The organism is Phycisphaerae bacterium (assembly GCA_017999985.1).
GTDB lineage: Bacteria > Planctomycetota > Phycisphaerae > UBA1845 > Fen-1342 > JAGNKU01.
The window spans coordinates 260,653-286,691 of record JAGNKU010000001.1; the positions used below are offsets into that span (position 1 = coordinate 260,653).

A 26,039-nucleotide genomic window follows, 5' to 3' on the forward strand; every position below is an offset into this window, starting at 1 on the left:
AAGCCCGGCCGCAATCGTCAACCCGCAGCCGCGCGAATACGGGACGCCGTAAGCTGCTACCGCAACTTCTGCATCGCCGGGTCGCGAAAACTTGACCGGGAGCGGGAACGAATTGGATACTCCCCCTCGGGCCCCTACCCGGGCCCTTGGGTTACGGGACACGATCACTTCCAGGGACGCGCAACTTCCGTTTCGGCGTTTCGCCGATCGGAGCGTTGTCATGTTCGGCCAGGATTTCTCAGTGGGAGCGGCGGCGGCGGCTGGTGCGGCGCTGACACCCGTGAGCCGTCCGCAGCCGGAGCAGCGGGTCGTGGAGAGCACAGCGCACGCCCAACTGCGTCAGCGGGACGCGGGCTCCAATTTCGCCCGCGCGCCCTCGGCGCTTGAGCAACTGAGCTCTTCGGCACGGCAGTTCGCCGACGTCCTCGACGCCACCGGTAGCATCCAGGTGGCGTCCAGCGTCAGCGGCTTCCAAGCCGGCCACCTCGACATGTACGTGTAGCTCCGGCATGCGCGACGCACGTCGCCGGCCGAGCGGGGAAGCGCGCGGCGGGCCGCGAGCGGCGGCCCGGTCCGGCGCGCCGTCGCGCGGCGATACGCGCCCGCGACGTGCGGCGGGGGGCGGACGCCGCGCACCAGCCACGGTGCGCGCCGTCTGAGACCCGGGGGAAATCAAGCGACCGCAACGGCTCAGCAGGACCTTCGCGCGCCCGAAGAGAACCACCAAATTACCAAGATAGGTGCGCACTCCCCCGCCGTACCCGCGCGCTCACGTTCCCACGCCGCCAGCTATGCGACGCTCAGAATGCGCCGCCGCGCACAGGCCCGCCGAATCGCCGGAAACACGAAACGCTCCGCGACCACGTCCCACCCCATCTCCTTCGCCAGGCCATGCCCCGCCTGCACCAGTTTGGCCTCATCCTCCGGCGACTGCGGCAGGCGCTTGAAGACCTGGTCGGCGAGCTGCTCGGCGAGCTTGACCTCGACTTCCCGCCGTTCGTCCGCCTCGATCGCCAGCGAGTCCTTCACCGTCCGCGGCCGGCGCACCTGGTCGATGTAGTTCGCGAGGATGACGTTCGGCACGCGCTTCGTGCCCATGACTTTCTTCAGGAAACCCGTGCAGCCGCAGGTCGTGCTCACCAGGCACAACCCGCCGTACGTGAGCGTCTCCAGCGGCGAGATCCCGAACGGCTCGTACAGGCTCAGGCCGAACTCGACGTCGCTGGCCCGGCGGATGTCGAGGAACTCGAGGTCTTCCGGCACGCGGCGGCCGCCGCGCTCGCGGCCGAAGCCAAACTGGTTGATGTAGATGATCCGGGTGTTGCGGGCCCGCGCGTTGAAGGCCTGCACCCACTGGTAGTAACGCGCCTCGCCGGGCGAGAGATCGGGCGGCCCTTCGCGATGCGTGAGCGGCCAGTCCCACGTCTGCTCCATGTGCAGGACATCCGCCGCCGAGCGCCGCGGCTGGTCGGTGGACAGCACCAGCATCACGGCCCGCTGGCCATGCGCGACGAATTTCTCGTCGAGCGCCATGAGCACGTCGACGTCGCGCCACATGGCCTTGCTCTGCGCCATGCGCGTCACGTGCGTGAACACGCGGTCGGGCCGCCAGCCGAGCAGGTTCTCGCAGTACGCCCCGACCCGCGCACGGCTGGCCTGCCGGTCTTCGAGCTTGATCGGCCGCGACGGCACGCCGTTGTACGCCAGCATGATGTCAGCGTCGTCGAAGTCGCGATTGACGAAGCGCAGTTCATCGACGACGCGGTGCCCGACCGCGAGCAGCCCGTCGCAGTGCCGGGCCGCCTCGACTACCGCGTACTTGTGGTAGTCGTGCTGCGGGCCGAAGACGTGCTCCAGGTACAGATCGCCGTCCGCCGCCGCCCGCAGCGCGTTGTAGAACATCACGTCGTGCCCGGGGTGGCGCTCGACGATTCGGCGAACGGGCGCGACCTCGTGGGCATAGAACAGCGTGCGATAGCGCTGCGGGTGCTGGGCCTGCAGCGCCAGCGCCGTGGGCACGCCCACGAACTCGTGCGCAAACACCACCGCCGGCGCGTCCTTCGTCCCCAGCCGCAGGGCCTCCGCCGCCGCCACCACCGGCGGGGCCAGCCGCACGTATTGCTCGTATTCCCAGATGTGCTCGTACGAGTCCGAGCGCAGGCCGAAGTGCTCCCACAACCGCCCCTTCAGCTCGTTCACGCGCGGCATAAGGATGCCGCGCAGATCGACGAGGAGCACTTCGCAGACGGTGCGGCGGGCCGACGGCTCATCCTCAAGCGGCCGGCGCCCGTAGACCAGCCGCACGCCGTAGTCGCGCTCGATCTGGCGAAAGGCCTGCGCGTAGGGCCCGTCCTGGCGCTGATCCAGCGAGGAGTACTCGATGACGCCGCCGGGGCCGAGGCGCTCGGGATTGTCCGGGTAGTAAAGCGGGCAGACCAGCACGGTGCGGCCCACGCCGTCGCGATAGGGCCGACTGTTGATCAGGCCTTCGAGGACGGTGCCGATGCCCCCGACCTTATGCACCGCTTCATGCGAGACGTGGATGGCGTTAAACACAGTCCGATACTGCCTGCGGGTACGAGTTCATCCTACCCATCGACGGTTCCGGAAGCGCACTTGATCGGGCGCGAACAGCACCGGCCGCGCGCGGCCCAGTCGGCACCGCACGCTGGCAGGACCCCGCGCGCCCCGCCGCTGGCTCAATTCGCCGATTTCTGCTTCAGCGCGTTGACGCGCCGAGCCAGCCGGCTCTTGCGGCGGGCGGCGGCATTGCGGTGGAGCGTGCGTTGATTGGCGGCCCGATCGAGGGCCTGCGCGGTCGTGCGCAGGGCCGCGTCCGCGTCGCCGGGCGTGCCGCGCAGCAGCGTCTCGTTGCACTTGCGCAGCTTGCCGCGCAGGGCGCTGCGCCGCGCGCGGTTCCGCGCCCGACGGGTGGCGTTCTGTCGAATGCGTTTCTTCGATGAGAGCGAATGAGCCACAAGACCTCCTTCAAGCGTCCATCACTGCAGACTTTCGAGTCGTTTCCGGGCGTCGCCGTCCATGAAATTGTAGTCCTGGCGGAGCAGGCGCCCAAACGCGTCCTTGGCCGCGGCTGCGTTGCCGGCCGCCTCCTGGGCGCGCCCCAGCCAGTACAAGAGATCCTTGCTGAAATCGTCCGCCAGTTCGGCGTGGGCCAGCGCCTCGTTCAGCACCGCCGCGGCCTGCACGGGGTCGCCCTTTTCGAAAAAGGCGCGGCCCATCATCAGCTCGCAGCGATCCCGGCTGCGCGGGTCACCCTGCGCAGCCTGCAGCATCGGGATCGCCTCGTCGTACTCGCCGGCCTCGAACAGGATCGAGCCCAGCTTGAACTTGAGGCGCAGGTCGGTGGGGTACTTCGCGACCCGCTCGCGGAACACGCCGAGCGCGGTCTGGCGCTGCTCCAGCGCGGCCAGCCGCGCCTGCTGCCGGTCGTCCGCGGAGCCCGTCTCGCGCGCCTTCGCCGCCAGGGCCCGGGCCTCACGCGCCAACTGCCGCAGCAAAATGTCGTCGGCTTTGAGTTTCAGGCTGTAGTTGCGGGTCTTGTCGTACGCGGCCCGCAACAGCGCGATCGCCTCATCCTCCTGCGGCTTACGCTCGGCCCGCAGCAGCAGGTCCACGTACGCGTTCAGCTTGCTCTGCGAATCGGGGCTGGCTTCCCACTCGCGCTTCGCCGCACTGACCAGCGCCTCCAGGGTGTCCTCGCCCTGTTGCACCCGCTCCGCGTCGTGCAGCAGCTTCTGCTTGTCCGCGTCACGCAACGACTCGCGGAAATCGCCCGCGTCCTGGTATTTCCCGCGTGAAATCGTCAGCTTGCCGGCCAAGTCCCGCTGCTCGTTCCGCAAATCATCGTCCGCCGGCAAACGCACGATGGCGTACTCCAGCGAGCTGACCGCCTGATCCAGGAACCAGGTCTCCAGGGCCGATTCCCCGCGCGCGTCCGCCAGCTCCGCCGCCTCCACCAGCGAATCGCGAAACGTTCGAAACCGCCCCTTGTTCGGTTTCTTGTCTTTGCGGAGCGCGTCGAACACCAGCGGCGCCACCCACTTCGCCGTCTCCAGGTAGCCCGCCTTGATCGCGTTCTTCAGCAGGCCCTCCGCGTAGCTCCCGTTCGGCGGGTCCATGCTCAGGAGGTGCTCCGCGTTGAACATATTCTGCTTGGGATCCTTGCCGCTGATCGAACGCTTGATCCCGTCCATCAGCCCGGGCTTCTTGCCCCCGGCTTGCTGCCGCTGCACCGCCAGCGACCGCAAGGGCATGTGCCCCTCTTCAACCGCTTCCGGCCAGTAGTTCAGCCCGGTGATGTAGCACTCGATCGCGTAGTCGTACTCGCGGCGTTCCCGACAATCCATCGCCTTCTTGAACCACTGGCGGGCGCGCGCCTTGTCCGCATCCGAGAACTCGGGCTTCTGCGGCGGCTCGGTTGTCTTCTCTGCCTTGGCCATCCCGGTTCTTTGCGTTCGCGTCGACGGCGCAGGGCCGCCCTTCTACCACGGCCCCGGACCGCGCCACAACTCCAGAGTGGGCCGAGTATAACCGAAAGCGCCGCCGAGTAGAAGCACCCCCGGACCCGCCAGCCGGATCCTCACGGCCGCAGCGGCAAGCCGCCGTCCAGCAGGCCCGCCACCACCTTGAAGGCCCAGCTCCCCAGCAGCAGGATCAACAGCGCCAGAAACGCCCGGTACGGCGTAATAAACCAGACGTTCACACGCGGCCAGCGCCCCGCCATCACCATCCACGCCGCGACCAGCCCCGTTGCGCCCGTCGCCAGCGCCAGGATGAACCCGCCTGGCTGCGCCCACAAGGCCCGCAGCCACTGACCACGCACCGTGTAAGCGAACGCGGTGGTCATCCCACAGGTGGGGCACGGATAGCCCGTCATGATCAGCATGCCGCACGGGCCGGTGCCGAGCTGGCTGTGCGTCCCGTAGCCGCGCGGGTCCGGCTGCAGGTACGCGGCGAGGCCGAGCAAACCGGCGCAGCCCAGCAACACCACGCCGGCCCACAGCCGCACGTGGGCCGTGCGAGACGCGGGGCGCGGCGGACTCCACGTCGTCGGGGGGACCGGCTTTTCCTCCAGCGCGTCGGTCAAGGACTACATCCGTCGGGGACGTGACGGCGTCCGCGCCGTCTCGGCCAGCTTGCGCCGGGGTTTCCGCTCGTCCAGCACCTGCGCAGCTTTCTTGAAGTCGGAGACGCGGAAGACACCGAGCGTCTGGCCGCCCGCCGCCCCGGTCGTGCAATAGGCGTAGTTGACTCCGATGTGGTTGCTGGCCAGGCGCGCGACAACATCGGCCATGGCACCCGGCCGATTGGGGAGCGTCGTGAGCAGGACGGTGGTTTCCGCCGTCGGAACGTTGAGCGCGGTGAGACACTGGCGGGCGCGGTCGGGGTTCTCCACCACCAGCCGCAACACGCCGTGCTCGGTGGCATCCATCATGCTCAAGGCCAGGATGTTCACGCGGTCGTCCGCGAGGCGCTGACAGACCTGGGCGAGGACGTTGGGCTTGTTAGCCAGGAACACGGAGAACTGGGTGTCCGTTCTCGTCGCGCCGTTGTACGCCTTCATCGCTGTCGCTCCTTAGGTTCGAGGCGCGTTACCGCGGGTCAGACTGGCCCGCGGCCGCATGGCAACCACGCACGCTGGCGGCACGCCGGCTCCGGACGTGAATGCAGGATGTGTGTATCACTTCGGTCGCGGGATCGCAAGCTGCCCGAGGGTCTCGCATCCCACCACGCCTCCGCGCTGGCACGTGCCGCGCTGGTCGGTCTGGGGCGCATACGCGGGCTTGCCATACCACCGAGGGATTATATCACTTGGGCACGCGCGGCCGCGCGGCCGCCGGACGCAACTGCTGCCACCCGCCCGGCGGCGTTCGCCGGCATCGCGCAAAAAAAGAGGGCACCAGGGGCCCGAAGGCGACCCGGTGCTCTCCGGAGGGGAAAGAAGCCAGATACGACTGACCCTACTCCACAGGGTCCGGTATCTACTCCTCCTGAAGTATAGCGCTGTGCAACCGCGCTCGTCAAAATCCTGCCCGCTGCAGGGCTTACGCAAAAGCGCGCCGCGGGCCGCAACCGTTAGATCGGTTGGGTCGCCGAAAAAGTTGAGGAAATCCAACGTGGTATTGGAGGGGCGCCCGTAATCGCGCACGGACCGCGCTCAGGCCCAAGTACGGCCGGCATCCCCGCCGGCCGGTCAGGCTACATCGCCGCGCCATGTCCAAGTCTCCACAGCCCTACTTTCCGACACAAAACTCCGCGTAGATGCGGTCGAGCAAGCGCTCGTCAAGCGGCGCAAATGTCTCAGAGAAAAAGACTTGGAACGCTGTCCGCAACTCGACGCAGATCAGCTCCGGCAAAGACAAGACCCCGCCCGACGTCGCGGCCAATTCCTTCGCCCGCCGCAACGCCGCGCACGCCACCCGCAACTCGCCAACCGCCGGTCCGCCGCTTCGCGCCGCCGTGCATTCGCCCAACTCGCGCGAAACAACCGCGCGCAATTCCTGCAGGCCTGTGCCGCGCGGCGCGCTCACCCGCACCTCCGCGACGAATCTCTGCTCCGGCGTGGGCTCCGTCACAACCGACGCCAGATCCGCCTTGCTGACCACGAGAATCAGCTTCGCCGGACCGATCCGCTCGAGGGCGGTGGTTTCGCGCGTGTCCCACCGCGTGTCCGCCGCATGCACCCACAGCACGAGGTCCGCCTGTTGGGCGGCGCGTTCGCTCGCCAGGTGGCTGGCGAGCTCGAGGTCATCGGCGCTGGACCCCAGCCCGGCACAGTCCTGCAGCACGGCGGCGAGGCCGCCGAATTCCACCTCGGCCGAGAGCACATCGCGCGTCGTGCCCAGCACCGGCGACACCAGCGCACGCTCGTACCCCACGAGGGCGTTGAAGAGCGTGCTCTTGCCCGCATTGGGCAAACCCCCCAGCGCGACGTGCGGGCGCCCGAGGTGCGGATCGTGGCCGGACCGCGCCTCGACGGCGTCGAGGTCCGCCAGCAGCCCGTCAAGCGTCGCGACCACCTCGGCCGGCGCGATAAACCGCACGTCGTCTTCATCCGCGAAATCGATCCCCGCCTCGATCAGCGCCAGCAGGCGCGTCACGCGTTCGCGGAGGTCCGCGATCCGTCGACGAGCGTCCCCGCGCGCCAGCCGCGCCGCCTCGCGCACGTCGGCGGCGTGCTGCGCCTGCATGAGGTTGAGCACGCCCGCGACCTGCCGCGCTGCGAGGCGCCCGTTCAGGAAAGCGCGGGCGGTGAACTCGCCGGGCAGCGCCCGTCGGGCGCCGCATTCCAGCAGCCGGGCGGACAGGGCCCGCAGCAGCGGCAGGCAGCCGACGACATGCAGCTCCACCAGGTCCTGCCCGGTGTAGCTGCGCGGCGCGCGAAACCAGTAGGCCGTGGCCGGCAGAGTGTGGACGTCGTCCAGGCGCACCCGCGCGTCCGTCCAGGCCGGGGCCGTCGCCGGCGGCACGGGCCCCAGCTCCCCGACCAGCGCGAACGCGTCCGGGCCACTCAGGCGGACAATGCCGAGCGCGGCCGGCTGCCAGCCGGTGGAGACGGCCACGATCGTGTCGCTGAGCGCCGGGACCTGCATAGCACGAACTCCGGAGCGGGACATGCGCTGGGCCGGTCACCCCGCGGTAGACCGGCCCGGACCGCAACTACGCCTCGTCTTGCGCGGGCGGATTGCGCCGCGCGCCCGGTTCAGCCGGGTCATTCTTGCCGGTCGCCATGTCGACGACCTTCTTGGCGACGGCGCCGATGGTGGCGCCGACGGCGGCGGCCCCGGCAACCGCAGCCTTCTTCGCATCCGGCGGCAATGAGCGGTCGAGACCCTCGACAAACATGCCGGCCGATTGGCCCTGGAAGAACGCGGCGGTCATTCGCTGCACCGTGGTCGGGTCGCCCCAGACCGTCATGTGGGCGTTGGCCAGCGCCTGTCCGAACGCTTGTGCCGCGGCGATGCGCGCGTCCTTGTCGGCCGCGATCTTGGCCAGCTCGACCTGCAGTTCGCGGGCGATCTTCTCGAAGCGCGCCTGGCCTTCGAGGTCGCGGATCTTCACCGACACCTGCGCGTCCTGCACCTTCACCTGCTCCTGCGCCACGTTGACCGGCACCATCTGCACGGCCCGCTCGGCCTCGGCCTCCAGTGACTTGGCCTGCTTGGTCGCCTCGGCCAGCGTGATCCGCGCCGAGGCCTGCTTGTCCGCGGCGAGCTGCTCGCCTTCGGCGTGCTTCACCGCGGCGTACGCGGCCACGTCGGCGTGCATCTGCTGCTCGATCCGCTGCTGCTCGACCTCGGCCTGCTTGGTGATCACGGCCTTTTCCTTCTCGCGCTCGGCCGTGGCACGGACCTGCACGGTCACGACCGCTTGCTCGGCGGCCTTGCGCTCCTGCTCGGCCTCGAGCTGCGCGGCCTCGGCGGAAGCCCGGCGCTTCTCCGCCTCGGCGACGGTGATCTGCTGCTCGCGCCGCGCGAGCTCGACCGCCTTCTCCTTCTCCACGCCGGCGACGAGGGCCGCCTTCTCGCGCTCCTGGTCCGCCACCTGGATGTCGCGGGTCTGCTGGACGGTGGCGAGCTTCACCTCGCGCTCGGCCTGGACGCGAGCGACGCCAGCCAGCTTGTTCTGCTGCGCCGCGAACGTGGCGGCCTTCTGCTGGTTCTCGGCGGCGGCGATGTTCTTGGCGGCCTCAGCTTCGACCTTCGCGCGGGCCTCGATCACTTCCTGCTGCGCGACGTACTGCGAGGTCTTGACGTTCTGCTCCTTCACGCGCTGATCGGCCTCGCGCTCGATCGAGTTGCGCGCCACGCGCTGGGCCTGGACCTGCTCGGCGATCGTCCGCACGCCCTGCGCGTCGAACACGTTCTCTTCCGGGCGCATCGCCTGCACCGGGGCCTGGTCGAGGCTCGAAATCGTGACCGACTCGAGTGTCAGGCCGTTCGACTTCAGGTCCTGCTCGACAATCCGCTGCACCGCCTCGGCAAACTCGGCCCTTTTCGCGTTGAGGTCGTACAGCTTTTGCGTCGCCGCCACCGTGCGCAGTGCCGAGACCAGCTTCTCGAAGATGAGCTGCTGCACGGCCTGCGGGTTGCCCGAGCTCATGCCCAGCGACGTCGCCGCCTGGACGATGTCCTGCGGCTCCTTCTGGACGCGCACGTAGAACACCGCCTTGACGTCGGCGCGCAAGAAATCGGCCGTAATCAGGGCCTCGCCGCCGGTCCGGTCCACGTCCAGCTTGAACGTCTTGAGCGAGACCGGAATGACCTCGTGCACCACCGGAATCACGATGGCACCGCCGTCGATGATGCACTTGCGTCCGCCCACGCCGGTGCGCACGAACGCCTCATCGGCCGCGGTCTTGCGGTACAGCCGCGTGATCACGATCAGGACCGTGAATACCAGCAGCAGCGCCACGCCGAACCCCAGCAGCACGATGCGCGAGGCATCCGGCAGCGCCGGCACGAAGAACGGCCCGACGATCAGGGCCAGACCCGCCACGATCCCCAGAAAGAGCACAAACGCCATCGACCCGCTGTTGCGACTCATCGGTTTCCCCTTGCGAATGCGGACTCCTCAGCCTCCACGTAGAAGCAGTTCGCCGCCGCGTCGTAGCGCTTGAGCACCACCAGCGACCCGGCTGGCAGCGGCAGATCACCCGTCACGATCCGGCTCGAAACATCGTGCAGCACATTCTCCGGGTCGCAGACCCGCACCACGCCGGACCGGTCCGTCACCTCATACAGCACTTCACCATGCAGCCCGAGCAGCGCCCGCGCCGGCGTCGCGTACGTCTCGACCGCCGGCACCAGCCGCGCGATGCCGGCGGCCAGATGCCGCGTCACGAACACCGCTGCCCCGAGGGCGATCGCCATGGCCGTCCAGACCGCCGCGGGGCCCAGCCACGTGATGCTCGCCAGACCCGCCGCGCCCCAGACGAAGCAGTAGCTCATCGCCAGGATGGCGAGCGGCACCTTGCCCAGACCGAGGAAGCCGGCGATCCCGGCCAGCACGCCGGGGTGCGCGTCGACGCCCGGATGAACATCCGTGCTGTGATCCAGGTCCGCGTCATGGTCCAGGGCGGGACCGTGCGCCAGGTCGCCGCCGGCCCCGTGCTCGCCCCACGACAGGCCCAGGGCCATCAGGATCAGGTACAGCGCGCCGGCCACGATCGGCAGCAGGAAGATCAGACTCTGCCACTCCAGGAGTTGCATGTGAGTCGCTCCCATCGGCGTCGGCGGTGCGCGCCACCGCGAGCTGTGCTGGCCCCACCGCCGGTGCTCTATTCAAATACTAACCGCGCAGCGCCGGCCCGAAATTACAAACCGGCACGATTCGTGGAACGCACCCCCGCGTCACGCTAGCGGTCGCCACTCGGCTCGCGGGCCGGTTGCGTGGCGGGCGCTGTTGCTACCGGCGCCGTGCTGGACCGTTCCGCCGGCGCGAACTCGACCGCCCCGACGTGCCAGCGCTCATCCGCGCTGCGCAGGCATTGAATGCGGAGCACGGCGCGATCGTCGCGCACGCGGGCCGGCACGTCCACGACGGCCTTGCGCCCCTCGGCGCCCGCCGCCGCCAGGCGCAGCTGATCGAGCGCCAGGCCGTCGGCGTAATAGGCGATCGTCGCCCCCCAGCTTTTCACTAGCGTGTCGAGCACCTGCGCGTCATCTTGGGCGACATGCCCCGGCAGCGCCTTGTAGCGCGCCAGGATGTCCGTGCGCGCCAGCACCTGCTCCGCCAGGCGCTGGCGTTGCTGCGCGGCGGCCGCGTGATCCCGCCGCGCGACGGCCGCCAGCTCGGCCCGCAAGCCTTCGAGCAGGCTGCGCGCCGCGGCCTCCGGGGAGGTCAACACAATCTCGGGGCCGGCGACGGGCTGACTCGACGGCGCGGCCGCGCGCCGGCAGCCGCCCCACGCCGCCAGCACAAGCAGCAGCCCGCAGCCGATGCGGCGGAAGCCGCGCGCGTGTTCGATGCACGTACACATGACGCTACCCCAGGGCCCCCGGCTCCAGCTTGGCAAACAGGATCGTCGGCTCACCGAGCGGCGTGCCGCACTTCGGCGGGCGCGGCGCCGCCCACTGGATCGTCTCAGCGGGCCGTCCGAGCATCCGCTGCAGCTTGCGGGCAGCGCCCGGCATGAACGGCCAGCACATGATCGCCAGGTACTCGATGGCGTGAATGCACGTGGCAATCGTCGCGGCACAGTCGGCGAGATCGTCCTTGCGCGACGACCACGGCGCCCGCACACTGAAGTACTCGTTGCAGACGCGGGCGTAGGCCATCAGCTCTTCCAGGCCGTTGCGGAAACGGTGTTCGGCCAGGCACGCGCCGACTTTCCGCAGGGCCTCGTCCGCCTGCGCTAGATGGGCCCGGTCGGCGTCGGTCTGTGCCGCCGGGTCCGGCACCCGGCCCTCGAAGTAGCGGGCCGCGAAGGTCAGCGCGCGGTTGACGAAATTGCCGAGGGCCGCGACCAGCTCGGAATTGTTCCGCGTCACGAAGTCCTCGGGATCGAACGCGGTGCGTGCCGCCTCGGGCGCCTGGGCCGTCAGGTAGTAGCGCAGCGCGTCGGGGTCGAGCCCTCGCTTCAGGTATTCCTCGACCCACACGGGCGCATCGGCGGCGGTCGTGCTCTTGCTGATCTTCTGGAGCTCGCCCGCGACCTTGTGGTTCATGAAGTTGTTCGCGACCACCGCGGTGGGCAGTTGCGGGCGGCCGTGCGCCATCAGCATCGCCGGCCACGTCAGGGCATGGAAGACGGTGTTGTCCTCGCCGATGAAATGGATGATGGCGCAATCCGGAGCGCACCACCATTTCTGGTAATCCTGCCAGTCGCCGGCGTGCCGGGCACACCAGGCCGCGGTAAACGACATGTAGCCGATCGGAGCGTCGAACCAGACGTACAGCACCTTGCCGCGCGCGTCCGGGTCATCGAGCGGCACGGGCACGCCCCAGGCGATGTCGCGGGTCATGGAGCGCTCGGGCAAGCCCTGCTTGATCTGCCCCAGCGCGAAGTTCAGCACGTTCGCCCGCCACTGCCCCTGCTTCGACTCCAGCCACTGGCGCAGCGGCTTTTCAAAGTCGCTCAGCCGCAGGTACCAGTGCGTGGTCTCGCGCACCTCGGCCGGCTGCCCCGTGATCACGCTCAGCGGGTTCTTCAGCAGCAGCGGCTCGATCATCTGGCCGCAGGCTTCGCACTGGTCGCCGGTGGCCCGCTCGAACCCGCAGTGGTGGCAGATCCCGCGCACGAAGCGATCCGGCAGGAAGCGCCCGGCCTGCGCGTCGTAGAGCTGCTGGGTGCGGCGCTTCGTGAAGTAGCCGCCGGCGTGGATCCGCGTGAAGAAGTCCTGGCTGAAGTGCTCGTGCAGGGCAACATAGTCCGGATGGTGCGTGCCGCCATAGACGTCGAACTCGATTTCCAGACCGGCAAAGTCCTGCGCCTGCCGCTCGTGATAGTGGCTGGCAATCTGCTCAGGCGTGCTCTGCTCCTGGAGCGCCGAGATCTCGATCGCGACCCCGTTGTCGTCGCTACCGCAGATGAAGCGGACTTCGTGGCCCGCCGCCCGCAGGTAGCGCACGTACGTGTCGGCCGGCAGATAGGCGCCGGCGATGTGCCCGACATGCAGCCGGTTATTGGAGTAAGGCAGGGCAGCGGTGACCAGATAGCGGCTCGGCATGCTTCAGGACTCCGAACTCGATGGAAGCGCCGGATGGTACGGCGCACGCCGCGGACCCGCAACGCCGCGCGGCGCAAAGCAAAACGCGTCGATTCACTGCCGATGGGCAAGCGATCGACGCGTTTCAGATCCGGTCTGTCCAGTGGACGACCGATCTCGCGGTGGGCGCGATTAGGCCGCCTGCTGCGTGGTCAGAATCGTGTACAGAATGATCGCGATGCCGCCCCAGATCAGCCACGTCCACCAACCGCCACCAAACCAATTCCACATGTCCAGGCTCCGTGTACGGACCCACTCGCCGCGGCCCCCGCCGCGCCGGCAGGGAAACAGCCGCTTCGATGATCAGACGCGTATTCTGAAACGGGCGCGGCGGTGTGTCAATGCGGCCCCGCCGCCAAAATCCGGCGGGCCCGCGCAATACCCCGGGCCCGCGACGACGCGGTATCATGGCGGACCATGGCCCCTGGCGGCGACAATCCGGCGGTCACCCTTTCACTCGTCGTGCCCGTCCTCGATGAGCGCGAAAACATCGTGCCGCTGGTGGAACGCATCCGCGCCGTGCTGGCCGAGCTCGCGCTGAGCTACGAGATCATCTTCGTCGGCAACGGCAGCCTGGACGACACGGCCGGACACGTGCAGCGCCTCGCCCGTGACGACCCGCGCGTGCGGCTGGTGCACCTGTCGCGCAACTTCGGTCATCAGCCTGCGCTCGTGGCCGGCCTGGAACACGCGCGCGGCGCCGCGGTCATCACCATGGACGGCGACCTGCAGCATCCGCCCGAGGTTATTCCGGCGCTGGTCCAGCAGTGGCGCGCGGGTTACGAAGTCGTGCAAACGATCCGGCGTGCGCCCGCCGATGCGAGCGTTTTGAAGCGCGCCGGCTCGCGGTGGTTCTATCGGTTGCTGTCCGCGCTGACGCATCTGCGCGTCACGCCCGGCGCGGCTGATTTCCGACTGATGAGTCGCCCGGCGGTTGATGCGTTCCTGTCATGCCGCGAACGCTGCCGCTGCAACCGCGCGCTCGTGCAGTGGATCGGTTTCGCCTACACCGAAGTCCCGTACGACGCCGCGCCCCGCCTGGCCGGCGAAACCAAGTACTCCACCCGCGCCTTGTTCCGGCTGGCCGCCGATGCGATCTTCTCGTTTTCCAGTTGGCCACTGCGCGTGGCAGGACTGGCAGGCGGCCTCGTGTCGCTGGCCGCCCTCGGGTACCTGATCTTCATCCTGTGGGCCCGGCTGTTCACGGACAACATTCCACCGGGCTGGAGTTCCACGCTCGCCGCCGTGCTGATTCTGGGCGGCGTGAACCTGATGGTGCTGTGGATTCTGGGCGAGTATGTCGGGCGCCTGTATGAAGAAGTCAAGCAGCGGCCGATCTACATCGTACGCCCGGCACCGGCGCCCGGCTCAACCGATGCGAAAAAGGACTGATTTCGCGTAGTCCGGGTCGCCGCAGAAGTCGTCCGGCAGGGCCGGGCGGGCGGCGACCGCGCAGGTGCGCCCCACGGAGCATGCCGCTTCCGCGACCACCCGTTCCAACCGCTCCAGGCTCGTGCCCCGGTGATTCACCGACAGATGCAACAGTCCGTCCGGATCGAGCAAGGTCAGCGCGCCCGCCACGAGCCGCGCCAGATCGTCGGTCAATGAGAACACGCCGCGCGCTGTGCGTTGCCGTGCGAAGGTCGGTGGATCCAGAATGATGAAGTCAAAACGCTGCCCCTGCCGCGTCGCCCGACGGTAGTAGGCGAACGCGTCGTCGCAGATGAAGCGGTGGGTATCCAGCGCTATGCCGTTGGCCGCCAGATTGCGCTGGCCCCATTCAAGTGATTTCTTCGAGATGTCCACGCTGACCGTAGCCGGTGCCCCGCCCAGCGCCGCGGCCACGGTAAACCCGCACGTGTACGCGAACACGTTCAGCACGCGCCGCCCGGCGGCGAGCTCACGCACGCGTTGCCGCGCGTGGCGATGGTCCAGGAACAGCCCGGTCGCGTAGCCGTCGTAGGGCCGCACCAGGAACTGCAGCCCGGCTTCGTACACCGCGAACTCCGGCGATGCGGGCTGCCCCCACCACGGCGTGGCGTCCCGGTGCTGCTGGTCCAGCGCGGCGCGCGGCGCACTGCGATCCCTGGGATAGACCTTGCGGTAAACCGCCGTCGCGCCGACGCGCTCGGCGGCCAGTGCGCACAGGTCGCGCGCCTGCTCCGCGTCCACCGCCAGCCGTCCGGCGTGCAACTGCGCGATCAACACCGCGCCCAGCCGCTCGATCACCAGGCCGTCCACGCCCTCGGCCGCGCCGTGGAACAGCCGGCAGACGTTGGTCTGCGGCTCGGCCAGGATGGCCGCGCGGCGCGCCAGCGCGGCGGTGAGGGCCGGCACGGGATCTGGAGAGAAGCGCGGCGGGTTCGGCGACGGCGGGCGCGGCGGCATTATTCTGTGGCCACGCGTAGCACGTGGAAGTGCTTCTTGCCCTTCCGCAGAATGACGTAGCCACCTGGCAGCAGGTCGGAGGCAGACAAAGTGTAGCCCGCATCGCGCACCGGCACGTTGTTGACCGACAGACCGCCGGCGGCCACCTCCTGCCGCGCGCGGCCGCGCGACGGATAGAGGCCGGCGTCGGTTGCCGCCGCGAGCAGACCGGCGGCGGGCGTGCCCAGCGCGGCGGCGGCAAGTGGCGTGCTCGGCGCGCCGTGGAAAGCCTCCCGCAGCTCCTGCGCGGAGAGCTGGCGATAGTCCGCGTCTTTGCTGAACAGTACGTCCGTGGCGCGCTGCGCGCGGGCCAGGGCCTCGGGGCCATGCAGCATGCGCGTCACTTCGGACGCCAGCACCCGCTGCGCTGCGCGCTTCTCGGGCGCCGCGGTCACGGTCGCGCCCAGCGCGCGAATCTCCTCCACGGGCAGCAGGGTGAACGTGTTCAGGTACTGCACGACGTCCTTGTCGTCCGCGTTCAGCCAGAACTGGTAGAACTGGTACGGGCTGGTGCGTTCCGCGTCGAGCCAGACGTTCCCCTCTTCCGACTTGCCGAATTTCTTGCCATCGGCGCGGGTCAGCAGCGGTGTGGTCAGCCCGAAGGCCTCGACGCCGCGCAGGCGGCGAATCAGGTCCGCGCCCGAGAGAATGTTGCCCCACTGGTCGCTGCCGCCCATCTGCAGCAAGCACCCGTACCGATCGTGCAGCGCCAGGAAGTCATAGGACTGCAGCAGCATGTACGAGAACTCGGTGTACGACAGCCCGTGCTCGCGCGTCTCCAGCCGCATGCGCACCGAGTCGCGGACGATCATCTGGTTGACCGAGAAGTGCTTGCCGATGTCGCGCAGGAAGTCCACCAGGTTCAATTCGCAGAGCCATTCCGCGTTGTTGACGACCAGGGCCTCGTCCGGGCCGAGCTCGAGGAAGCGCTCGATCTGGCGCCGGATGCCCGCCACGTTGTGCTCGACCTGCGCGCGGGTCAGCAGGGTCCGCTCCGCCTCCTTGCCGCTCGGGTCGCCGATCAGCCCAGTCCCACCGCCGAGCAGGCCGATCGGCCGATGCCCGGCGCGCTGAAAGCGCATCAGCGTGATCAGCGGCATCAGGCTGCCGACGTGCAGGCTGTCGGCTGTCGGATCAAAACCCGCGTACGCCACCACGCGGCGCGTGCGGAGCAGCTCCGCCAGCTCGGGCGCGGAGACCTGGTGGATGAGATGGCGCTGCTCGAGGTCGGATAGAAAGTCAGTCATCATAGGGTGGATTGTAGCGGCAGGAACGTGTCGTCGGAAACGGCCCAGCGGCAGCGCGCGCCGCACACCCGCCGGGCAAGACCAGAGTGTCACCGGGGCGGCAGCATCCGTGGCCACGCCACGCCCGCGCGCCCCGGCGACACCCACCCGGTGCGCCGTGCGATGACGGCCGCTCTATTTCAGGCGGAAACGGCCGCGCCCGATCTTGGCGACGTTCTTCATCTCGGCCAGGGCAATGCCCACGCTCTTGGCCAGCGTCTTGTTCCTGGTCTTGTACCCGGCCTTCAGCACGCCGGCCGTGATGTCCTTGACGGCCATGATGCCCTTGCCGGTGAGGACGGTCGTGATCACGGACTTCAGCGAGCCGGGGCGCGGGCCACGGCCACCGGGCCGCCCGCGGCGTGGGCCCGCGGCGACGGGGCCGCGCGGCAGGGCCGCGCCCATGGCCGCGAGCGCACTGTCCACCGCTTGGATGCGGGCGTCCAGCAGGTCACGCTGGCTGATGAGCTGGCCGCGCGCGTGCTGCAGGCTGCTGATGGCGCCGCGCATGTCCACCGGTCCGTACGAGCGGCCCCGCTTGCGCGGACGGCGTGTCTGGCTGGCAACCCTGGGGCGGCGCTTGGCTCTAGGCATGGGCTGTTCTCCAATCTCAAATGGAAAAGGTAACAGATCGCCGGCTAGCGTGTGACTCTACCGGCAAGACTACCTTTACGCGTCACGGCGGGCGGTGTCAAGGGCGGAAGGGTATGGCCTGCAACGAATTCCCCCGTGACCATGCGGCACAGCGCGCTGGCTGCGCGCTGTCAGAACGCCTGGTCGTCGTCGCTGGCCTGGTTGGCGGGTTGCGCTGGGCGCCCGATGATGGGCATGAGCACGTCGCGGAGCTGCTCGGGACGGAATGGCTTGCGTACAAAGCCGCGCGCCCCGGCGGCCATGAGTTCCTGGATGCGGGTTTCGCTGCCCTCGGTGGAGGCGATGATCACGGGGATATCACGCATGCGCTGGTCGACGTGCATCCGCTGCAGGAGCTTGATGCCATTCATCACCGGCATGTTGATGTCCAGCAGAATCACGCTGATCGGGTGTTCATACATCTGCGCCAGCGCCTCGATGCCGTTGCCCGCCTCGTAGACCTCGCCAATGTCGAGCGCACACATCGTCAGCGTGCGCTTGATCATGCCGCGCATCGTTCCGGAGTCGTCTACAACCAGTATGTTCGCAGGCATGGCAATGTTCCTACTTCTTGGCAAACAGCGCCTGGACGGCGCGCAATTCGCCAATGGCCTCGGCCCCGATGCCTTCGAGGTCCGATTCGGTCAGGTGCGCGCGCCCCAGCACGGCCGGGTCGGCCCGGTAGGCCAGCCCGTCGTCCCCGGTGCCCACACCAAACAGCAGGCAAACCGCATCCGCCAGATAGACGGCGTCCACCAGCGCGTCCGGTGTCGGCAGTGCGCCGGGGTCGTGGTGATAGCGGATGCAGCGCACGATCGAAGCCGGCAGGCTCCAGGTTTCGGCCAGGCGCGCCCCGACTTCCGCATGCGTGTAGCCGAGCAGCTCCTGCTCGACCTCGGGGAACGACGTCCGGTCCTCGCTGACCCGCCGCACGATTTCGGCGTATTCCTCGCGCACAAACTCGTTCAGCACCAGCTTGCCCGTGTCGTGCAGCAGGCCGGCCGTGAAGAGCATCCCGTACTGCGTCAGCCGCATCCGCCGCGCCAGGATCTGCGCCGTCACCGCGACCCCAATCGCGTGCGACCAGAGCGCGCCCGCCGGCAGGCCGTAGCCCTCCTGGGGCGGACTCATCAGCGTGCGGGCATGCGTGGCCATGACGAGCTGGAACACGCGGACTGTGCCCAGCAGGCACACCGCGTCGTCGAGCGACTCGACGCTGCGTTCCAGGCCGTAGTACGCCGAGTTACACAGCCGCAGGACCTCGGCCGTCAGCGCCGGGTCGTAGCGGATCACGTCCACGATCTGCGGCAGCGTGCTGCGCGGGTCGCTGACCACGGCGGCCAAGCGCAGCACCGTGGCCGGCAGGTGCGGCAGCGCGTTCACGCGCTCGACAATCCGATCGACCACCACGGGACTCACAGCGGCACCTCCTGATTGCGCGACTTGACCGTGACGACTCCGGTGTCCACGTCGAGCTTCAACGTGCGACTCACGGAGCCGCCGACGTTCTCCGCGCTGATCATGACGCCGTTCTTCCAGAAGATCTTCCGCAGCGCGAGGTAGTTCCGCTTGCCGATGTTGAACGTCCCGTTGTCGTCGAGCAACTGCGAGCCGCCGGCGACCTTGATCACCAGCCGGCTCTTCACCGCGCCCAGCTCGTACGCCGCCTTGAACAGCCGCGGGACGCCCGTGTCGCAGAACATCGCCGGGCTGCTGCGGGCCTTCTCGGGCGACAGTTGCGACTCCGGCAGCATGTAGTGCAGCATGCCGCCGACGTGCGCCACCGGATCCCAGATCGCCAGGCCGATGCAACTGCCCAGCGAATAGGTGATCAGGCTGCTGCCCGGCTCGGCGGCCACGGCCAGATCGGCAATGTCAACGACCACGAGGGCCATACGGACTCTGCGGGGCGCGCCCGTTCGCCCGCGCCACGCGGCACAGCGCGGCGCGGATGAAACGGGTCGGCGGTGACGGGCCTACGACTCGCTCGCGGCGCCGGCAGCTTCCTCGAGCGCGGCCACCAGCTCCTCGGACCCGAGGACCTTGTCGATGTCGAGCAGGATCTTCACGTCGTCCTTGACCTTGCCCATGCCCATGATGAAGGTCGTATCGACCGACGCGCCCAACGGCGGCGGCGGATCGATCTGCGTCCCATCGATGTCCAGGACTTCCTGCACCGTGTCCACGATCACCCCCACCAGCGAGCCGACATCGACGACCACGATGCAGGTCTGCTCCGTGTACTCCGCCGACTCGAGCCCGAACTTCGTCCGCAGGTCGATGACCGGAATCACCTTGCCGCGCAAGTTGATCACGCCCTTGACGTACGGGGGCATCTGCGGCATCGCCGTGATGTCCATGATCCCGATGATCTCGCGGACCTTCAGGATCTCCAGCCCGTACTCTTCCGCGGCCAGGCTGAACGTGAGGTACTTGCCGCCCTGGGCGGTGTTGCGGCTCCGACTGCTCTTCTCGATCTGCGCTGCTTGCATGGGTTCACACTCCTAGGCCGGCGCGGTGACCGGCTCGGCCGGGCACGCGACACCGCTGCTGGGCAACGCCGCACCAACGGCGTCGCAACCGTACTCGTCTGGCTCCGTGTCGAGCGGGGACGGCGGCCGCTCCGCCGACCCGGGGGAAACGGTGGGGGCCTGGTACGCCGCGCTGCCCCGCTGCTTGTGCAGCGCCAGCAGCCCGGTCGGCTCCAGAATCACACCGACGCGCCCGTCGCCGAGGATGGCGGCGCCGGACACGCCCTGCACGCTCTTGAAACGCTCGCCGAGCGTCTTGATCACGACCTGCTGCTGGCCGATCAGCTCGTCCAGCACGAGGGCGATCTTCTGCCCCTCGCACTGCACAATCACCACCAGGTTCTCGCAGGGGTCGATCGGCGCGCCATAGCCGAACAGCGCCCCGAGCTGGATCAGCGGGCACAGCTCGCCGCGCACCTGCAGCATCGCGCCCCGCCGCTGCACGCTCGTGATCTGCCGCGGCTCCGGCCGCAGCGACTGTTCGATCAGGATCGTCGGGATGATCATGCGCTCGCTGCCGACGCGCACCAGCATGCCGTCGATGATCGCCAGCGTGAGCGGCAGGCGGATGAAGAAGACGCTGCCGCGCCCCTTCTCCGACTGGATCTCGATCTTGCCGCGGAGCTGTTCCACGTTCCGCCGCACGACGTCCATCCCCACCCCGCGTCCCGAAATGTCGGTCACGACTTCCGCGGTGGAGAAGCCGGGCTGCAGGATCAGCGCGAAGGCCTGCTGGTCGGAGAGCTGGTCGTCGGCCGTGATCAGCCCGCGCTCGATACCCTTGGCAATCAGCTTCTGCGGATCGAGCCCGCGCCCGTCGTCGCGAATCTCGATCACGATGCTGTCGCCCTGGTGATACGCGTTCAGCAGCACCTGCCCGACTTCCGGCTTGCCGGCCGCCAGGCGGTCCGCCACCGGCTCGATGCCGTGGTCCACCGCGTTGCGGACCATGTGCACGAGCGGGTCGGACATCTGCTGGATGACGTTCTTGTCCAGCTCGGTCTCCTCGCCGTTAATCACCAGCTCGACCTGCTTGTTGGCCTTGCGGGCCACGTCGCGCACCAGCCGGCGCATCTTCTGGAAGGTCTGTCCGATCGGCACCATCCGCATCGCCATCGCCGTTTCCTGGACGTCGCGGACAATCTTGGTCACCTGCGACACGTTGCGGTGCAGCTTCTCGTCGCCCGTCACCGCCTCGGTCAGGCACACCATCGACTGCGCGATCACCAGCTCGCCGACCGCGTCCACCAGCATGTCCAGCTTGTGCGTGTCCACCCGGATCGAGTGATCCATCACCGGCTTGCCCGCCGACTGCTGCGACAGCGCCCGCTCCACGTCGCCGACACTGGCCGCGCCTTCGTCGACCAGCACCTCGCCCAGCTTGCGCTGCGGCGGCGTATCCCGTTCCTGCGTCCGCAGCGCCGCGTGCACCTGGGACGCCGTCGCGGCCCCTTCGGCCACCAGCAGCTCGCCGAGCATCGGGCGGGCTGGCGCGGTCGCCGCCGGAGCCGCGGCGCCCGGCTGGGCCGCCCGCCGGAGCTGTCTCATGACGGCGCTGATCTCCGGCTGCGGGCACGGCCCACCGGTCGGGGCCGCCATGTAGCGCCGGATGGCGTCGAGCTGCGCCTTCAGCACGTCCACGCTGGCGAAGATCAGGTCCACGGTGCCCGCCGTGATGCGCAGCTCGTTCTTGCGGCCCTGGTCCAGGATCGTCTCGATTTCGTGCGTCAGCCGGTTGATGTCGCGCAGGTTCAGGAAACCGGCGATGCCCTTGATCGTGTGGAACGGTCGGAAGAGCTCGTCGATCTTGGTCGTGTCCGTCGGGTCTGTCTCGAGCGCGAGCAACCCGGCCTCGATCGCGTCCATGTGCTCGGTGGACTCGTCGAGGAAGCCGACCAGGTGCTCGCGCTCGCTCAGATCGAGCACCAGCGGCTCGCTGACATATGTCTCGTCCGGCGCCGCGGGCGCTGCGGCCCCAGGGGCGGACGCCGCGCGCTCGGGCACCGCAGGCGCCGACGGCGGCGCCGGGGCCGGCGTCACCGCGTTCACCGGCGCACTGGGCGGCGGCGCGGGCGACGGGGCGACGGCCGGCGGCGCCGGAGGCGCGCCGGCCCCCGCCGCCGGGCCGTTGACGGCTTCGCGGATGCGCGTCACCAGCGAGTCCGCGGCAACCGTCTGGCCTTGATGGGCCTGTTCAATCAGGCACGCGGCTTCGGAGACGAGCGCAATCCCGAGTTCCGGGTTGGCGGCCTCGTCGAGAATCAGGCGTTCCAGCAGCAGCACGAGGCTCTCCGCCATCTGCCCGATGGGCGGGCTCACGACCGCGCCACCGCCCGGGGAGGCCGCCTCGACCAGGCTCTGGCCCCAGGAGTGCATGCGCGCCAGGCGCCCCAGGTCGTTCCTCTCCGGGGGCGTCGAGATTGCCTCGTGCAGGCCCGCGATTGCCGCTTCAACTGCTTGTTTCATGACTGCCCCATGCGCATGTGGGTCCGTGTTTCTGTCCGTACAGCGCACCGCAACCGGGCTGGCGCGCCGCAGCGTGGTTAGTCCTGTCTGTCGCGCGACCTCGCGCGCCGGCCGTGCAGCCCGGATCAGACGGCCGTGGCCGTGTCGCGGCCAACGGTCGCTCGTGAAGAGCGCAGCGCGCCGGCCGTGGCCGGTCAGCCGCGCTTCCAACAACCATCAGCGTTATCGATCGGCGGGCGGCGACAATTGAATAGGTCCCCGCCGTTGCGGAATCGCACTCGCCACCCGCCCGGTCCCACCGCCGCCGGCTGCCACCGCCCTGTGCAAACGGCGCCGCTGCGCCAACCTGGCTGTCCGATAATGCGTCCGGGGACGGACGACTCGCGCGGAGCGCGGCCGACGAGGGTCCCACCTTCGTCGGCCAGCGCCGCATGCACGTCCTGTAACCCCGAACGCCGCCGCGGCCACGCACGAGGCCACTCAGTCGGCGTCCACAACACGCCCCGCGCGGTGGGGCTTCACGACCCCTGAGTAAGCAGCAGCACGAATGGATTAACGTCGGCGAAGGTCACATAACCGTCGCGATTCACGTCGGCACCGCAGCGGGCTGCCACGCTCGCCGCCGCCGGATCGACGAGCACGCTGACGAACGGATTGATGTCGGCGAAGGTTGCTTCACCGTTGCCGTCCACGTCGCCCGTTTCGCACTCCACGACGGAGAGGCGGAGCGTGAACGGCTCCGAATCCGCGTAGCCGGTGCTGCCCCGGTCTTCCAGGCTGAACGTCCCGTACCACAATGTACGCAGCGGGTCGTAGAGCGGGTCCGCGCAGTCCACGACGAAGATCACGTGGCGGTGCAAGGTCGCAGAGCCCAGCGGCAGCGACTCACCCGCCTCGTGGACGGTCGTCGTGCCATACTTGACGCGAAACGCCGGCTGCAAGTCTTCGTAGGCGACGAGGTAGATCGCCGCCCCGTAGTCAAGCAGGAAGTAGTCCTGCGCCGGATCGGATGCGAAGTTCGCATCGAAGCCGGGACTCGTCGCCCGCCAGCTCGTCGGCGCCGTCGGGTCCGGGATCGGCGTCAACAGGCCGATCCCGACCGCCGGCTCAAAGCACGGATTCTGCGCGTCGGACAGGCGACACTTGAGCTGCCCTGCCGCCGAGTGCCCGACGCCGATATCACCCGAGTGTTGCGCAAGCGCGGCGACCGTGGCAAACGACAGCCATAGGAGTCCCACCACCGTCCTACGTATACTGCTGAAACTGCACATGGGAATGCCTCCGAAATCACACCGCTCGCAAGCTAGACGCTTTGCCGCCGACGCGCGACTGCCAGCACGCCCGCCGCCAGCAACAACGCCGCGCTCGGCTCGGGCGCAAACGTCACCGTCACCGGATCGCTGGCCAGATGCGCAGCGCCGGTCCGCAGATCCACAAACCGAAATGTCACGTCCCACGCCGTCACGGTCGGGTCGTAGTGGGGGTCCGTCGTGTCGATGTGCCACCAGACGTGCTCGTGAAAATCCCCCAGGCCCGGGAAGTTGTACGTCTGCCCCGCCAGAATCTGGAAGCCCGTCTCGCCCGGCCCCAGCGGATTCCACACCTTGAACGCCGTGCCGCTCACCGCCAGCAACTCGAATCCGATGTCCGCCGCGGCGTCCACCGGCACGAAATCCGGGTCGTCCGGATCCGGCCCATCCAGTCCGATCAGGCCCGGATCGTCGAGCGCCCAGCCAACCAGCAATAGGTGTTCTGAGCGCGGCAACGCAAAAGGATAGAGGTCCGGGTCATACTCGACCTCGAGCTGGTTGGTCGGCGCATTCACGCCAATGAGAAAGTCCTCGCCGTGGGCATGCGCCCAAGTAATCGCCGGCGTAAGCGCCGCAACAGTAAGGACCGTCAATGCGAAAGCAAATCGTGTCATGGGTTTCAAACCTCCGAAGTGAAAGTGACGCGCAATGCGCCGTGCGCTCAACGCGCCACCGTCGGGTCATACTTGTTGAACAGCCAGGTGACCGTGCCTCCGGGGTCGGTCGGCTGCTGATCGATCAGAAACGTCTCTTCGAATGAATGCCGCGCGGCGTGCCCGTCGATGAATCCATAGTTTCCCCGCCCGAGATGGCGCTCCAGGACTACCTGGGTCGCCGCCTCGCGCTTCTCCGCCGGGTGCATCTCGCCCCAGAGCTCCGGGTGCACGTGGTCCGCTAGCGCGTAGGGCCCGGTCTCAGCCAGCTCGACAAAAAGAACCGTCGCCACCGGTCGGCGAATCCAATCCAAGCGGTTGTACGCGTGCCCGTCGCGCTCCCAGAGCGGACTGTCGATCCCGCCCGCCGCGACATAGAAGTTCGTCGCGAAACTCGTCCGGCGCAGGGGGCCGCTTTGCGGCGTCAACGGCTGCGTCCAGTGCGGACTCGCATCGGCCGGACAGCGCAGAACGTTCCGATTGTCGCCGTACTCGCGGGTCATCTCGAGGATCCACGAGTGCGCGGCATGCGCTTCCCCGCCGCCGTGCATGTAGCCAAACTCCGGCAGCCAGCCGTTGTGGCTCTCAGCGTACATGAACGCCGCGAGGCTCAGGCTGCGCAGGTTGCTCGCGCAGACCACCGCGCGCGCCTGCTGACGCGCGCGCCCCAACGCCGGCAGCAGCACTGACACGAGCAGGGCGATGATCGCCACAACGACTAGCAACTCAATCAACGTGAACCCGCGCAGCGCGGGGCGCTGCCGGCCGGTCACCATGGCCATGTCGCTCCTCCGGGAACTGCGGCCCAGCGCGGAAGCTCGGTAATTGTGAGTGCAGAACTACACTGCGGGGAGGAGAGATGACGGCGGGGCGCGCGCGCACGCCACGGGAGCGCTGCGCGTGTGAGTGATGATCGTTGGTGCATCACCGGCTGCCAGCGCCGGCCGCGGATCCGCCAGCTCCAGGCCGACGGGCAGCTCGGCGACAATGGCCGGCGCGAGCGCGCACAACGAACAATCGTGGGGGCTGCCGGGATCGCCGCCGCGCTCGTCATCAGCCGGTGTCGCGGCATGATGGTGCCAGCCCTGGATCGGAGCGACCAGCGTCGGCGTACATGCGCCGAGCACGACGAGCACAACCCAGTGACGCGACGGAAGCATCAACCCGAAACCCGAGGCACGTAGCAACACCCAGTGGTATTACGAAGTATTAAGGATCATAACCTCGCGTGCGGGCCTGTCAACGGGTCGCGGTGGACGCACACATCAATTCATGGAGCTTGAATTCCGATGACCGACGGTCCTAAAACCGAATGAGCCGCGGGTTCGAGCGGGGCTCCGCGCGTTGCCGGCAGCACGGCAGCCCGCGATGGACACGAACGTGGTTCCCAAGGAGTGGAAGATGTCCACGAAACTGGAAATTACCGCACGTATTTTGCTTGCTGTCGGCATGTTAGCCATCGTGACCGCCGCCAGCGCGAACACCGTGGCGACGTTCGCCGATCCGGCCCCGGATGGCGCGACTCCGCTCTTCACGCTCGCTGGCGCTTCCTTCACCGGCGGCTGGAGCGGCACTGGCCTGACGCTGGAAGTACCGTTCACGGGTCAGAGTTGGAACGACGCCACGTTTACACTTACCCCCTTGACGCTTATCGGTCCTGGACAGCTTTCCGCCGGCACGCTCGAGTTTTTCAAGAGTGTGACCGACGGGGGCGGCCAGATCCTAAAGATCGACTTTGATTTCGCGGGGCTGGCGTTGTTCGGATTCGGTGCATCCGACGTATTTGGGCAGGCGGTAACGATCTCGGGACCGGGCCTGCCGGTTGGACTGACGGACGAGACGTTCGCGTTCAGTTTCGCGAACCCCGTGCCCACGTCCAACGGGTATACGTTCACGGCCGCGTTCACTTCGTCCGCCATTCCGGAGCCGACCAGCCTGGCCCTGCTGGGTCTGGGCGTCTGCGGTCTGCTCCGCCGAAGATAGCAGCGCGACCACCACTCCA

Annotated in this window: 25 protein-coding genes; 3 read left to right on the top strand and 22 right to left on the bottom strand. The window is 68.4% G+C overall.

The window, feature by feature from the left end:
* Window positions 1-220: 220 nt before the first annotated feature.
* On the top strand, window positions 221-502 hold the full coding sequence (locus KA383_00990; GenBank protein ID MBP7744676.1) for a hypothetical protein: 282 nt from the start codon (window positions 221-223) through the stop codon (window positions 500-502).
* Between the two features lie 287 nt (window positions 503-789).
* Here the strand turns inward: KA383_00990 and KA383_00995 are convergent, their stop codons facing one another.
* The 10 genes from KA383_00995 to metG all read right to left on the bottom strand — a co-directional run bounded on the left by KA383_00995 (window position 790) and on the right by metG (window position 12,692).
* The gene (locus KA383_00995; protein MBP7744677.1) at window positions 790-2,556 is read right to left on the bottom strand and encodes a hypothetical protein; all 1,767 of its coding nucleotides are present in this window, start codon (window positions 2,554-2,556) and stop codon (window positions 790-792) included.
* Window positions 2,557-2,699: 143 nt separating this feature from the next.
* On the bottom strand, window positions 2,700-2,978 hold the full coding sequence (gene rpsT / locus KA383_01000; GenBank protein MBP7744678.1) for a 30S ribosomal protein S20: 279 nt from the start codon (window positions 2,976-2,978) through the stop codon (window positions 2,700-2,702).
* 21 nt (window positions 2,979-2,999) lie between these two features.
* Window positions 3,000-4,460 carry a hypothetical protein gene (locus KA383_01005; GenBank protein ID MBP7744679.1) on the bottom strand — a complete coding sequence of 487 codons (1,461 nt, stop codon included), beginning with the start codon at window positions 4,458-4,460 and terminating at the stop codon, window positions 3,000-3,002.
* Window positions 4,461-4,600: 140 nt separating this feature from the next.
* Window positions 4,601-5,107: a DUF2752 domain-containing protein gene (locus KA383_01010; protein ID MBP7744680.1), complete on the bottom strand. Its 507-nt coding sequence runs from the start codon at window positions 5,105-5,107 to the stop codon at window positions 4,601-4,603.
* A 3-nt stretch (window positions 5,108-5,110) separates the two neighbouring features.
* Window positions 5,111-5,584: an amino acid-binding protein gene (locus tag KA383_01015; GenBank protein ID MBP7744681.1), complete on the bottom strand. Its 474-nt coding sequence runs from the start codon at window positions 5,582-5,584 to the stop codon at window positions 5,111-5,113.
* A gap of 670 nt (window positions 5,585-6,254) precedes the next feature.
* Entirely contained in the window at window positions 6,255-7,613 is a 1,359-nt protein-coding gene (locus KA383_01020; protein MBP7744682.1) for a 50S ribosome-binding GTPase, read from the bottom strand.
* A gap of 67 nt (window positions 7,614-7,680) precedes the next feature.
* Window positions 7,681-9,567 carry a hypothetical protein gene (locus KA383_01025; protein MBP7744683.1) on the bottom strand — a complete coding sequence of 629 codons (1,887 nt, stop codon included), beginning with the start codon at window positions 9,565-9,567 and terminating at the stop codon, window positions 7,681-7,683.
* Window positions 9,564-10,232, bottom strand: a complete 669-nt coding sequence (locus KA383_01030) for a DUF1449 family protein (protein ID MBP7744684.1) — start codon at window positions 10,230-10,232, stop codon at window positions 9,564-9,566. Before KA383_01030 ends, KA383_01025 begins: the two co-directional genes overlap by 4 nt.
* 146 nt (window positions 10,233-10,378) lie before the next feature.
* Window positions 10,379-11,002, bottom strand: coding sequence for a hypothetical protein (locus KA383_01035; GenBank protein ID MBP7744685.1), 624 nt, complete (start codon window positions 11,000-11,002; stop codon window positions 10,379-10,381).
* Between the two features lie 4 nt (window positions 11,003-11,006).
* Window positions 11,007-12,692, bottom strand: a complete 1,686-nt coding sequence (metG, locus tag KA383_01040) for a methionine--tRNA ligase (GenBank protein MBP7744686.1) — start codon at window positions 12,690-12,692, stop codon at window positions 11,007-11,009.
* Between the two features lie 456 nt (window positions 12,693-13,148).
* Here metG and KA383_01045 point away from each other — a divergent pair, with 456 nt between their 5' ends.
* The gene (locus KA383_01045; protein MBP7744687.1) at window positions 13,149-14,123 is read left to right on the top strand and encodes a glycosyltransferase family 2 protein; all 975 of its coding nucleotides are present in this window, start codon (window positions 13,149-13,151) and stop codon (window positions 14,121-14,123) included.
* Here the strand turns inward: KA383_01045 and KA383_01050 are convergent.
* The 12 genes from KA383_01050 to KA383_01105 all read right to left on the bottom strand — a co-directional run bounded on the left by KA383_01050 (window position 14,100) and on the right by KA383_01105 (window position 25,197).
* Window positions 14,100-15,068 carry a class I SAM-dependent rRNA methyltransferase gene (locus tag KA383_01050; GenBank protein MBP7744688.1) on the bottom strand — a complete coding sequence of 323 codons (969 nt, stop codon included), beginning with the start codon at window positions 15,066-15,068 and terminating at the stop codon, window positions 14,100-14,102. The genes KA383_01045 and KA383_01050 overlap by 24 nt on opposite strands.
* 50 nt (window positions 15,069-15,118) lie before the next feature.
* On the bottom strand, window positions 15,119-16,408 hold the full coding sequence (locus KA383_01055; GenBank protein ID MBP7744689.1) for a tyrosine--tRNA ligase: 1,290 nt from the start codon (window positions 16,406-16,408) through the stop codon (window positions 15,119-15,121).
* 171 nt (window positions 16,409-16,579) lie between these two features.
* Entirely contained in the window at window positions 16,580-16,954 is a 375-nt protein-coding gene (locus KA383_01060) for a hypothetical protein (GenBank protein ID MBP7744690.1), read from the bottom strand.
* Between the two features lie 254 nt (window positions 16,955-17,208).
* Window positions 17,209-17,631 carry a response regulator gene (locus KA383_01065; protein ID MBP7744691.1) on the bottom strand — a complete coding sequence of 141 codons (423 nt, stop codon included), beginning with the start codon at window positions 17,629-17,631 and terminating at the stop codon, window positions 17,209-17,211.
* Window positions 17,632-17,641: 10 nt separating this feature from the next.
* Window positions 17,642-18,496, bottom strand: a complete 855-nt coding sequence (locus KA383_01070) for an HDOD domain-containing protein (protein MBP7744692.1) — start codon at window positions 18,494-18,496, stop codon at window positions 17,642-17,644.
* Entirely contained in the window at window positions 18,493-18,972 is a 480-nt protein-coding gene (locus tag KA383_01075; protein ID MBP7744693.1) for a chemotaxis protein CheD, read from the bottom strand. The genes KA383_01070 and KA383_01075 overlap by 4 nt, the downstream gene beginning before the upstream one ends.
* Before the next feature lie 81 nt (window positions 18,973-19,053).
* Window positions 19,054-19,569: a purine-binding chemotaxis protein CheW gene (locus KA383_01080; protein ID MBP7744694.1), complete on the bottom strand. Its 516-nt coding sequence runs from the start codon at window positions 19,567-19,569 to the stop codon at window positions 19,054-19,056.
* A gap of 12 nt (window positions 19,570-19,581) precedes the next feature.
* A complete protein-coding gene (locus KA383_01085) occupies window positions 19,582-22,074 on the bottom strand; it encodes a chemotaxis protein CheA (GenBank protein ID MBP7744695.1) in 2,493 nt (830 codons plus the stop codon).
* A 518-nt stretch (window positions 22,075-22,592) separates the two neighbouring features.
* Window positions 22,593-23,345: a hypothetical protein gene (locus KA383_01090; GenBank protein ID MBP7744696.1), complete on the bottom strand. Its 753-nt coding sequence runs from the start codon at window positions 23,343-23,345 to the stop codon at window positions 22,593-22,595.
* A gap of 32 nt (window positions 23,346-23,377) precedes the next feature.
* A complete protein-coding gene (locus tag KA383_01095; GenBank protein ID MBP7744697.1) occupies window positions 23,378-23,998 on the bottom strand; it encodes a hypothetical protein in 621 nt (206 codons plus the stop codon).
* Window positions 23,999-24,045: 47 nt separating this feature from the next.
* Window positions 24,046-24,819, bottom strand: coding sequence for a prepilin-type N-terminal cleavage/methylation domain-containing protein (locus KA383_01100; protein ID MBP7744698.1), 774 nt, complete (start codon window positions 24,817-24,819; stop codon window positions 24,046-24,048).
* 57 nt (window positions 24,820-24,876) lie between these two features.
* Window positions 24,877-25,197 carry a hypothetical protein gene (locus tag KA383_01105; protein MBP7744699.1) on the bottom strand — a complete coding sequence of 107 codons (321 nt, stop codon included), beginning with the start codon at window positions 25,195-25,197 and terminating at the stop codon, window positions 24,877-24,879.
* 208 nt (window positions 25,198-25,405) lie between these two features.
* On the opposite strand from KA383_01105, the gene KA383_01110 reads away from it, so the two are divergent.
* Window positions 25,406-26,020, top strand: a complete 615-nt coding sequence (locus tag KA383_01110) for a PEP-CTERM sorting domain-containing protein (protein ID MBP7744700.1) — start codon at window positions 25,406-25,408, stop codon at window positions 26,018-26,020.
* Window positions 26,021-26,039: the final 19 nt, after the last annotated feature.

Bases quoted from the DNA above. Each gene is read 5' to 3' on its own strand.
- KA383_00990 (MBP7744676.1), top strand. From the start codon at position 221: ATGTTCGGCCAGGATTTCTCAGTGGGAGCGGCGGCGGCGGCTGGTGCG.
- KA383_01005 (MBP7744679.1), bottom strand. From the start codon at position 4,460: ATGGCCAAGGCAGAGAAGACAACCGAGCCGCCGCAGAAGCCCGAGTTC.
- KA383_01015 (MBP7744681.1), bottom strand. From the start codon at position 5,584: ATGAAGGCGTACAACGGCGCGACGAGAACGGACACCCAGTTCTCCGTG.
- KA383_01020 (MBP7744682.1), bottom strand. From the start codon at position 7,613: ATGCAGGTCCCGGCGCTCAGCGACACGATCGTGGCCGTCTCCACCGGC.
- KA383_01025 (MBP7744683.1), bottom strand. From the start codon at position 9,567: ATGAGTCGCAACAGCGGGTCGATGGCGTTTGTGCTCTTTCTGGGGATC.
- KA383_01030 (MBP7744684.1), bottom strand. From the start codon at position 10,232: ATGCAACTCCTGGAGTGGCAGAGTCTGATCTTCCTGCTGCCGATCGTG.
- KA383_01035 (MBP7744685.1), bottom strand. From the start codon at position 11,002: ATGTGTACGTGCATCGAACACGCGCGCGGCTTCCGCCGCATCGGCTGC.
- metG (MBP7744686.1), bottom strand. From the start codon at position 12,692: ATGCCGAGCCGCTATCTGGTCACCGCTGCCCTGCCTTACTCCAATAAC.
- KA383_01045 (MBP7744687.1), top strand. From the start codon at position 13,149: ATGGCCCCTGGCGGCGACAATCCGGCGGTCACCCTTTCACTCGTCGTG.
- KA383_01055 (MBP7744689.1), bottom strand. From the start codon at position 16,408: ATGATGACTGACTTTCTATCCGACCTCGAGCAGCGCCATCTCATCCAC.
- KA383_01060 (MBP7744690.1), bottom strand. From the start codon at position 16,954: ATGCGCGGCGCCATCAGCAGCCTGCAGCACGCGCGCGGCCAGCTCATC.
- KA383_01065 (MBP7744691.1), bottom strand. From the start codon at position 17,631: ATGCCTGCGAACATACTGGTTGTAGACGACTCCGGAACGATGCGCGGC.
- KA383_01075 (MBP7744693.1), bottom strand. From the start codon at position 18,972: ATGGCCCTCGTGGTCGTTGACATTGCCGATCTGGCCGTGGCCGCCGAG.
- KA383_01080 (MBP7744694.1), bottom strand. From the start codon at position 19,569: ATGCAAGCAGCGCAGATCGAGAAGAGCAGTCGGAGCCGCAACACCGCC.
- KA383_01085 (MBP7744695.1), bottom strand. From the start codon at position 22,074: ATGAAACAAGCAGTTGAAGCGGCAATCGCGGGCCTGCACGAGGCAATC.
- KA383_01090 (MBP7744696.1), bottom strand. From the start codon at position 23,345: ATGTGCAGTTTCAGCAGTATACGTAGGACGGTGGTGGGACTCCTATGG.
- KA383_01095 (MBP7744697.1), bottom strand. From the start codon at position 23,998: ATGACACGATTTGCTTTCGCATTGACGGTCCTTACTGTTGCGGCGCTT.
- KA383_01100 (MBP7744698.1), bottom strand. From the start codon at position 24,819: ATGGCCATGGTGACCGGCCGGCAGCGCCCCGCGCTGCGCGGGTTCACG.
- KA383_01105 (MBP7744699.1), bottom strand. From the start codon at position 25,197: ATGCTTCCGTCGCGTCACTGGGTTGTGCTCGTCGTGCTCGGCGCATGT.
- KA383_01110 (MBP7744700.1), top strand. From the start codon at position 25,406: ATGGACACGAACGTGGTTCCCAAGGAGTGGAAGATGTCCACGAAACTG.